The organism is Candidatus Dadabacteria bacterium (genome assembly GCA_026706695.1).
Classification (GTDB): Bacteria; Desulfobacterota_D; UBA1144; order Nemesobacterales; family Nemesobacteraceae; genus Nemesobacter.
Map to the genome: position 1 here is coordinate 1 of JAPOYE010000093.1, position 9,524 is coordinate 9,524.

A 9,524-nucleotide genomic window follows, 5' to 3' on the forward strand; every position below is an offset into this window, starting at 1 on the left:
CTGGGGGTAAAATTGCAGTAGTGTCCCCAGCGGGGAACAACGGAAAAATTGATTTATCCAGTGAAAACAGAAAGTTAGCTCATCCCTTATACTGGAAGTTCAGCCTAAAGCTGTATTGCGCGCCTCAATCTGCTCGCTCGTCGGGTCTTTTACGGCGGGGATATAGACCCACTGTACATGTTTTTCCAGACGATCCCGGCCCTTTGAAAATCCGTAAAACTGGTCTTCGCTGGGAATGAGTTCGCACAATTCCGGATGCTCCGTTTCGTAGTCGCGCAGGAATTGTTTCATGGAGTCTTTAGTGCCCGATGTGGGCAAGTCGGAATACTTCTTCCTTATTTCACCGTAAATTTCTTTGAGTCCAGAGGCTCTCTCTCCTTTTCCATGAGCAGCGAAGAACTTGGCGAAATCCTTGATGCCGAAGCGTTGTCCGTATTGTTTCACCTCGGCTTTTTCTGAAGTCTTTGTCAAATGTGGCGACAGCCGAGACAACCAGTTTTCCTTGGCGGAAATAATCAGCGAAGTCTTGCTGAGCCTCAGCACTCAGATCCTTGAACGTGATAGTGATGCGAATGGGGTTTTCGGTTCTCTTCTGGTGAAAGTCCTCCGAATTCAACTGAATCAAATTTGTAGCCGCGTTTTCTGATTCGCGAAAGAATATATTAAGAGCGCAGAGAATAGTTGATTTTCCCGCGCCGTTGGGCCCTACCAGACAAGTATAGTTGTCAAATGGTACTGTTACGTCGACAAAGGACCGCAGGTTTTCAATGCGTAAGGATTTGATCTTCATGGTTTAATCCTTAGGGGCCGGCTTTTCTTCAGCGTTTATAAATTCAAAATTCACCCTGTAGGATCGAAGCGAAATCTTGGGAACTACTTGCGTTGCGGCCAGTGCCTTTGAGTAACGCTGGTGTTGTTCAAGCCATTTCCTGTATGTTGACTTCATTTTTAGCCCAGATCTTTTTTTGCTTGGCTTTTTCGTTTGTGCTTCTCGCTTACGAGCCGACCGGAAGAATGTTCGGTCCCGATTTTCTCATGTGACTACCAATCAGATGTAACGGGTGGATTAACTGCGAAAAGTGCCTAATTCACCATCCAATCGCCGAAAACCCGGCTTTGCCTAATCACGGAAAATAAATTAGCTTTTCCTCGTATCCCATCGTGACACGAAACGGATTCTTAAATGTTTGAGACAGACAGCTTCGATAGATTTACCCGTGTTGAATTCAAGCGATTTAAAGCCTTTAGGACTTTCAAAATCGACCTGAAGCATTTTAACATACTGGTTGGTCCTAACAACTGCGGCAAATCAACCGTGCTCACGGCATTTCGTATTCTGGCTTCCGCCATGCGTCTGGCCAATGCGCGAAAGCCAACGCATAGTGGTGAACTGGGTTTCGGTTATACGGTAGATTTGTCAAACATTTCAATAGCAGAAGAGAACATATTTTTCAATTATGAGGACGATCAGGGTGCCAAGGTAAGATTCACCCTGTCAAACGGAAATACCCTGACACTTCATTTTCTGTCGCCGGGTTCCTGCGTACTCACGCTTGATACTCCGGGGGGGGGGGCTCCAAGGACTCCATCAAGCGTAAAGAGAGAATTTAAATGCAGGATCGGTTTCGTGCCGATTCTCGGACCGGTGGAACATCATGAACCTTTGTATCAGATGGAGGCGGCGCGTCAGGCTTTGTTTAACTACAGGGCTGCGCGGAATTTTCGCAACATCTGGCATCATTATCCTCAGCAATTTGAGAAATTTCGCGAGGTTTTGACCGAGACATGGCCTGGGATGGATATTCAGAAACCCGAAGTTGATATGACGCATCAGCCAACGCGACTGCACATGTTTTGCCTTGAATATCGGGTTACGCGGGAGCTGTTCTGGGCGGGCTTTGGGTTTCAGGTCTGGTGCCAGATGCTGACGCATTTGATACAATCGGCTGATTCATCACTGTTTCTGATTGATGAGCCCGACATCTATCTGCACTCAGAACTGCAACGTCAGTTGTTGCTGCTGCTGCGCGACCTAGGGCCGGATATCCTGATCGCAACTCACTCGACGGAAATAATCTCTGAGGCCGAAACCACGGATATCGTCTTTATCGACAAGCGCTTAAAATCCGCTCGTCGATTGAAAAACCCGTCCCAGTTAAGCGAAGTATTCACCGCTTTGGGTTCGACCGCCAATCCCATACTCACGCAGTTGGCGAAAACGCGGAAGGCCATTTTCGTTGAGGGCGATGACTTCCGTATTATCGGCACATTCGCGCGGAAACTCAGAAAAAAAGCATAAGCAATCGGCACGATTTCGCCGTCGTGCCGGTCGGGGGTTTTAATCCCGACCGCATCAAGTCTCTTAAAAAGGGTATGGAAACTACACTCGGAGGCGAGATTCTTGCCGCCGCAATATTGGACCGGGATTACAGGTCGGATGCGGAGTGTACGGGTATAGCGGGTAAATGCGAAGAGTTCTGTGAACATGTAAAAATTCTTGACCGAAAGGAGATCGAGAATTTTGTGCTGATACCATCCGCCATAGACCGGGCGGCAAAGAAAAGGATCTCGGATCAGGTGCGGCGGACGGGAAAGGAAATCGAATATGTATCCGTGGCAGCGGAGGTGCTAGACAAGTTTGCGGCAGATAAAAAAAGTTCAGTGGAAGCTCAATTTCTGTCCCACCACCGAACATTTGCTCGGTCCGAAAGGACTAAAGCTGATGATACGCGTATAGATGCCGAAAGTTTGGAAAAATTCGAGGGGTTATGGAGCGATCCGATCGAACGTTACAAGCTTATTCCGGGCAAAGAGGCAATCAGCACTGTTAATGAGCACTTGCAGAATAGTTATGGTGTCAGCGTCACTCCGGCTGCAATTGTTGATGCCATGCACGTTGATGAAATTCCCTTGGAGATGCGAGGACTTATTGAAGAGTTGGTTTCGTTTTCTTCTTTGCGAAACAGTGGGTAATTGGCACTCTCTAGAGTTTAAAGGTTAGAGGAAACGTTGGGACACTAGTGATATGTTATAGTGCATTGGTAAGAGTGTTTTTCACGTAAAATCCTTGCTATAAAAGCATTAACTTGAAAGCACGAATAGAAATATATTATGCTCCAACATTTTTCACCTAGTAAATTATAGGAGGAATCAAATTTTGAGTATGTGGCGTTTTATCAAGCGAAACATTCGTTTTGCCAGGGTTTACATTCGGAAGCAAATATATCTTGCCAAAAACAACTCTTCACGACCTGGAAATCTAAGATGGCTGATCGAGAAAGAGCAAAAATATGGAGGGTATATAGGCGGTTTGCCTCGTAGAGTTATGAGCGAGCACCATGATTCGCATACCAAAGCCAAATTGGAGCGTCGACTCATGCAGGGCGGGGACCGCATGCTGTTTCATGATTACGGGAAAGTGTACGCAAGATATCTTGTCCCTTTCGTTTCCAGTTCTGATTCTTTTACTCTTATAGAACTCGGCATTTTAAAGGGAACGGGTCTTGCGATATGGTGCGATCTGTTCGAATCTGGACGAATAATAGGTCTCGATATTGATCTTGAATATTTCAACGCGAATATTGAGAAGCTAAAGGGCTTAGGAGCTTTCGCAAATAATATGCCGGAACTGCATTACTTTGATCAGTATGAAGATAACCATGAATACCTAGGGGACATTCTGGGGGATGACAAAATCGATATTTTTATTGACGATGGAGTCCATGACTCCGAAGCCATTATGAAAACAATGGAGTGTGTAGTTCCTTATCTTTCTGATCGGTTCGTGTATTTCGTTGAAGACAACAAGTGGGTGCATTCACAGATTCGACAAAGCTATCCTGATTTTACTGTTGAAAGTTATGGACGTTTCACGGTTGTTACGTTGAACCCAGTCCAGCAATAGCCTCAAAAAGAGTATGGTAAGTGCCTAATGAATGAACTAAAAGCGGACAAAAAGGAACTTACGAAAAACGTGTCTTGGCTTTTTGTGGCAAAGTCCGTTCCATCCGCCGCTAATATAGTGGAAATGATTATTCTGGCAAGATTTCTTGGGCTTGAACTCTTCGGTCTGCTGACCTTGGTTGTCGCTTACGTGAAAATCATAAGTTCTCTTCTTGATTTCAGAGTCTGGGAATCCGTTGTGAAATATGTGGGTGAGTTTACGGAGAAAAATGAATCAGACAATGCTTTATCAATGATAAAATTCTCTTACTTGGTTGACGTTGCAACTGGTCTTTTAGCTTTTGCGGTCTGCGTTTTGCTTGCCGGGGTGGCTAATGATGTATTCATAAAATCTCCTGACGGGTTTGAACTGGTCCTGATTTTTTCTTTCAGCTTGGTGATTGCTACCGCTAATGCCACGTCCGAAGCACTTTTCAGGGTGTTTGACAAGTTCAAAACGATTGTTTTCGTTAAGTCATCAAAGGCGGTTTTTAAGCTGAGTTCCGTATTGATAGCCTTGTATCTCGGTTATGGAATCAGGGGCGTACTTTTCGCCTATGTGGCCGTTTCGTTCTTTGAGTTTCTACTGACTCAGATAGTGGTCAGCAGGATGCTTAGGGATAAGGGGCTTGGCAGTTGGTTTTCATCGAGAATAGGTCTTCTTTCGCACAGGATGAGAGAGATAACGTGGTTTCTGGTCAACACGAGCTTTAACGCGACATTGACGATAGCCAATGAGGGGAAAATCGCCGTTTTGGTGCTGGGATATTTTTTCACCACGGAAGCTGCGGGCTTATACAAAGTTGCAAGAGCCGTCATCAAAGTGATTGGGAGGATTACGGATCCCTTATATGAGGCAATTTTCCCGAAGCTTGTAAGTCTTTCAACGTTGAATTTATATGACAGGCTAGTTGGAATCGTAAAGTTTTCCGTTAGGAGTCTGCTCAAATTCATAGTCCCGGTTCTTATCGCAATACTTCTGTTTACGGAACAGTTCATTGGTCTCATTTTCGGTGACCAGTATGTACCCGCTTCCAATACCATGAGGGTACTGACAATAGGGGTTCTCTTTACGGGAACCACATTCTGGTTAACTCCGTTGCTTCTGGCCGTTGGAAGACCTGGACTGAGAACGGCAGTCAGTATGTTTAAAATATTGGGATATGTTGCTTTATTGCTTGTGCTAGTTCCAAGATATTCATACATGGGCGCTGGTATCACTTACCTTGTTGTGGAGTTTGTTCATTTCCTAGCGGCCATTTATTTGGCGCAGAGGCTTAAACATGTGTATTTGAGGTGACTGTCTTGTCCATCGAGAAATTGTTTGTAATGATTAATCGGACGTTTTTTAATCTGGAGATAAAACGAAAAGCCCTCAACATCCGGTTAGCTTTTTATCTTAAAAGCGTTTCTACCGAATTTTAAGTTGGTTTTTACGTTCAGAGCACATTTCCTTCTAAGAGAACTGGCGGCAACCGAATTTTCCGCTGGCAGAGTTTATGAATAAAAACACCATGAGAAGCAGGTGCGTGGAGGTATTTGTAATAACCCTGATAACCATTCAGGGATTATACGTCGTTTTTCCCCTCCCCGATATCTGGCCGTTTTCGAATTACTCGATGTTCAGCAAGGCTAATCCCGTAACCGTTGCTTCGAGTTTTGAGTTCCATGGGCTAACAAGGGAGGGAAAAGAGGTAACGCTGGACAGCAAAAAAGCTTTCCTGCCTCTTGACAAGGTCAGGTTGGAGAAGGGCATAACCAAGATTCTGAACCGGGAATCTCTTGTCCAGAAACAGGAAAAAGAGCTTGAATCTGCTTTCAAGCTCTTGAGCTTTCTTCCTGTGGATAATGCTTTCCTCAAAAAAAACGTGAGACTTTTGCTTCCTTATAAAAAAAATGCTGCTGTCGCAGACAAGGAAAAAGAGCTTCGCATACTGTTTGACTACCTGCTTGCGCAATATGAAGATAACCGCAAGAAAAAGCTTCACGGCGGTCCACCCATTGTTTCCATGAATCTTTACTTAACCAGGTGGGATTGGACCGATGTATCTCCACAAGAAGTTTTCCCCGAGAGCAAGCTGGTTTATTCCTCTGAGTACGGGTTGTCTGAAGATGAGTAGGAATTCTCAAAAATTGAGTTCTGTTTTTTCCGGCTTTTTCTTTAAGGATGCAGACCCCCGGAATCTTGGAATATGCAGGTTTCTTTTCTACGGAATCATCCTGTGTCTTTACCTTGAAAGAGATTTTTCCCAGTGGGCCAAGGTCCCCGATGTTCTCTGGCATCCGATATTTATCTTCGACTTTTTCCGTATCCCGGTCCTCTCCGCCGATATTCTCGGATTTCTGGGGATTCTCTGGCTCGCAAGTCTTTTGTTAAGTGCCCTCGGATTTCTTACGCGTCCAAGCACTGTTTGCTCTTTCTTGGTGGGCTTTTATCTGCTCGGGATGGAAAACAGTTTTGCCAAAACGCATCACATGGAATCATTGATGCTTGTAATATTCTGCGTTTTGTGTCTTTCCCGTTGTGGAGACGGTTTCTCGCTTGACGCAGTGTTTAAGCGGAGGTACGGGTGGTGGCCATTCGGGCGGAGTGTTAAAAGATCAAGCCCAGCGTATCGATGGCCGGTGAGATTGATCTGGGTAATGATCACGTTGGTTTTCTGCGCGGCCGGGATCTCGAAGTTAAGAAATCCCAATTTGGAATGGATTACTTCTGAGTACATGTCGACTTTGTTCATAAACAAGGGACTTGCGGGAGACAGAGTCGCCCCGCTCATAGGATGGCTGCCTTTTTGGCTTGGGAGCAAGGTCTGGCTATCTTCTTCTCTGGCTGGCGTGACCGTATTGCTTGAGTCCTGCGCTCCTTTGGCCCTGGTTAACAGGCATCTGAGGGCAGTTATAGTTCCGGGTCTGTTTTTTATGCTGTTGGGCTTCGGGATTATTATAGGAACCCCTTTTCCGCAGTGGCTTGCCGCATTTGTCTTCTGGGTGACGTGGGATGATCTTGTGGTCAGGCGGCCGGGTCTTTTTCGGGAATGGCGCGCCACATCTCGCTGAAAAGTTTTTCATATCCGGAGATCATCTTCTCTCTCGAGAAGTTCTCCGATCTTTTCTTCGCTTCTTCTTCCAAGTGTCGCCTCAGTTCTGCGTCTTCCAGTATTTTTAGGATTGCCTCCGCCATTTTTTGCGGATTCCTTATGGGAACGAGAATTCCGTTTTTCCCGTTCTCGATGATTTCGTTTGCACCGTGTTTGTGGTCCGTGGATATTACAGGCTTTCCCAAGGCCAAGGCCTCGAGGATAACGTTTGAGAGTCCTTCGTATAAGGAGGAACATGCGAAAATGTCGGCTTTCGCCACGTAGGGAAATGGGTTAGGGACCGTGCTGAAAAAATCCGTTTTGTCTCTTATTGAAAGTCTCTCTGAGAGTTCTTCCAGCTTTTCCTTTTTGCCATTTCCGATAATTATCAGTCGTGCGGATTTTACGCGGTTTACGATTTCGAGGGCCTCAAGGAGATAAGGAAAACCCTTCTGCTCGTCCTTTAAGTACCCCATTGCGAGTATGAGGGGCGCCTCAGCTCCAAGCCATTTGTGATTTTGCTCCTCTTTTGATTTTTCTCTTATATTCTCTATATCGATTCCGTTGTAAATTACCGCCACGTCGGAATCTAAACTGAAGACCTCTTTTACTTCGCAGGCTAGGCTGCTGGAATTAGCAACCACCTTGTCCGAAAGCTGTGCGCACAGTCGCCTGATCCGAAACAGAAGCGGTCTTTTTCTTAGAAGGAGCGTGTGTTCAAGGTTGTTCCCTTCAACCGAGACCGTTTTAACTTTCAGAATTTTCCCTATTATGGCGACTGGTATCTTGGGCCACTGCCTGCTGTAGAGCACATCCGGTTTTTCGGTCATTACGGCTCCAAAGAGTCTGAGTGTCCCGCAAATGATCCAAAGAAGCTTCAATCTTTCCAGAATCTTCATGGAGGATGGGGAGAGTATTTTTATGCTTTTATCGAGAGAATCTCTCAGATTCCCCTTGTCATAGAACAAAAAGACCGAGACTTCATATCCTCTCCGGTGGAAGCCGTTAGCGATATTAATTAGCTGTCTCTGGGCTCCTCCGGCCGCAAGGTTAGGAGAGACAAAAAGAATTTTTTTCGGGCGGATGTTAAATTTCTCACTCATATCTCAGAGCTTCTATTGGATTGAGCGCCGCTGCTTTTTTCGCAGGGTATATTCCGAAGACTATTCCTACTAGGGCTGAGAACAGAAAAGCCACGATTATGGACAGCACGGATATCTGGGTAGGCCAGCCGGTTATCGTCGAAGCCACCTTGGAGATCAGTATTCCGGCCGCTGTTCCTATCGCACCGCCTACAAGTGAAAGAAGTACTGATTCAATGAGAAACTGGACCAGTATGTTTTTCTCCTTGGCACCCACGGCGAGCCTGATTCCTATCTCCCTAGTCCTCTCTCCCACCGAGACGAGCATTATGTTCATTATCCCGATTCCTCCCACAACAAGTGATATCGATGCTATGCTTCCAAGAAGCACGGTAAGGATCCTCGAGACGTTCTTTATGGTCTTTATCTGCGTCTGTTGGGTTCTTACTGAAAAATCATCTTCCATTTCATTCTTGATCCCATGCTGTCTGCGCAGAACTTTTTCCACTTCCCCCTGGGCGAGAGCCAGGTCGTAGACGGGGTCTACGAAGATCGTGATTCTGTCAAGCGATCTGGTACCGACAAGCCTCTTCTGAACGGAGGTGTAGGGAAGCAGAACGATATCGTCCTGGTCTTTTCCGCCGGGAGTGGGACCGATCGGGGACATCACTCCGATAACCCTGTAGGTGTATTTGCCAATTCTCACGTTTTTCCCTATAGGGTTCTGGCTTCCGAACAGGTTTTCCCTCACGGTTTTTCCCAGCACGCAGACAAGGGCTGCTCCACGTACGTCGATTTCATTGAAGAACGTTCCTCTTTCTGGAAACCAGTCGTTTATGAATATGAAGTCTTTCCCTGTTCCTATTACTGCGGTAAAAACGTTTCTGTTTCCCGAGACGACGTTGGCGGTCGTGTTGGCTATCGCGGAGGCGTATTTGACCGATTCAAGATTTCTTATCGCTTCCACATCTTCTTTTGTAAGCGGCTTTACGTTTCCCGCGAGGAGGGTTTTTCCGCTTTTTGTAATTTTTCCGCTTTTTACTGCCAGGGAGTTAGCTCCGAGGGATGCAAGCTGTCCCTCTATCATTTTCTTTGCGCCGCCGGTTATCGATACAAGAGAAATTACCGCCGCGACACCTATGATTATTCCCAGGGTGGTAAGAAACGATCTCACCTTGTTGCTCCTTATGGCCCTGTAGGAGATATCGATTGAGAGGAGGGGATTCATTTGAGAGGTTTCATTTTGTTTCTGACGGAGTCAATTTCCTTGTTCTGCTAGCTGCTTTTTACAGGGCCGCTTCCAATTCTTGCCAAAATACGGTCTTCCAGATTTCTTTGTAAATCTTTAAGATTGTTTTTTCCCAAGCGATATGATAATACTGGCGAATGTCAAAATGCACTTTGTCTATTAAGTCTTTACGGC

Annotated in this window: 10 protein-coding genes; 6 read left to right on the forward strand and 4 right to left on the reverse strand. The window is 45.8% G+C overall.

Going from position 1 to position 9,524, the window contains the following annotated elements:
* Window positions 1-99 precede the first annotated feature (99 nt).
* Together OXG10_07090 and OXG10_07095 are read right to left on the reverse strand one after the other, a co-directional pair.
* Window positions 100-543: a hypothetical protein gene (locus tag OXG10_07090; GenBank protein ID MCY3827123.1), complete on the reverse strand. Its 444-nt coding sequence runs from the start codon at window positions 541-543 to the stop codon at window positions 100-102.
* Between the two features lie 250 nt (window positions 544-793).
* Window positions 794-946, reverse strand: coding sequence for a hypothetical protein (locus OXG10_07095; protein ID MCY3827124.1), 153 nt, complete (start codon window positions 944-946; stop codon window positions 794-796).
* 237 nt (window positions 947-1,183) lie between these two features.
* Here OXG10_07095 and OXG10_07100 point away from each other — a divergent pair, with 237 nt between their 5' ends.
* The 6 genes from OXG10_07100 (at window position 1,184) to OXG10_07125 (ending at window position 6,999) form a co-directional block, all read left to right on the forward strand.
* Entirely contained in the window at window positions 1,184-2,299 is a 1,116-nt protein-coding gene (locus OXG10_07100; protein ID MCY3827125.1) for an AAA family ATPase, read from the forward strand.
* A 224-nt stretch (window positions 2,300-2,523) separates the two neighbouring features.
* Window positions 2,524-2,973 carry a hypothetical protein gene (locus OXG10_07105; GenBank protein MCY3827126.1) on the forward strand — a complete coding sequence of 150 codons (450 nt, stop codon included), beginning with the start codon at window positions 2,524-2,526 and terminating at the stop codon, window positions 2,971-2,973.
* Between the two features lie 352 nt (window positions 2,974-3,325).
* Window positions 3,326-3,904, forward strand: a complete 579-nt coding sequence (locus OXG10_07110; protein ID MCY3827127.1) for a hypothetical protein — start codon at window positions 3,326-3,328, stop codon at window positions 3,902-3,904.
* Window positions 3,905-3,931: 27 nt separating this feature from the next.
* Window positions 3,932-5,242: an oligosaccharide flippase family protein gene (locus OXG10_07115; protein MCY3827128.1), complete on the forward strand. Its 1,311-nt coding sequence runs from the start codon at window positions 3,932-3,934 to the stop codon at window positions 5,240-5,242.
* Between the two features lie 199 nt (window positions 5,243-5,441).
* Entirely contained in the window at window positions 5,442-6,062 is a 621-nt protein-coding gene (locus tag OXG10_07120; protein MCY3827129.1) for a hypothetical protein, read from the forward strand.
* Window positions 6,063-6,075: 13 nt separating this feature from the next.
* A complete protein-coding gene (locus OXG10_07125; GenBank protein MCY3827130.1) occupies window positions 6,076-6,999 on the forward strand; it encodes a hypothetical protein in 924 nt (307 codons plus the stop codon).
* Here the strand turns inward: OXG10_07125 and OXG10_07130 are convergent.
* Window positions 6,953-8,122 (reverse strand): glycosyltransferase, encoded by a 1,170-nt coding sequence (locus OXG10_07130; protein MCY3827131.1) that lies wholly within the window; start codon window positions 8,120-8,122, stop codon window positions 6,953-6,955. The genes OXG10_07125 and OXG10_07130 overlap by 47 nt on opposite strands.
* The gene (locus OXG10_07135; protein MCY3827132.1) at window positions 8,115-9,329 is read right to left on the reverse strand and encodes an ABC transporter permease; all 1,215 of its coding nucleotides are present in this window, start codon (window positions 9,327-9,329) and stop codon (window positions 8,115-8,117) included. Before OXG10_07135 ends, OXG10_07130 begins: the two co-directional genes overlap by 8 nt.
* Window positions 9,330-9,524: the final 195 nt, after the last annotated feature.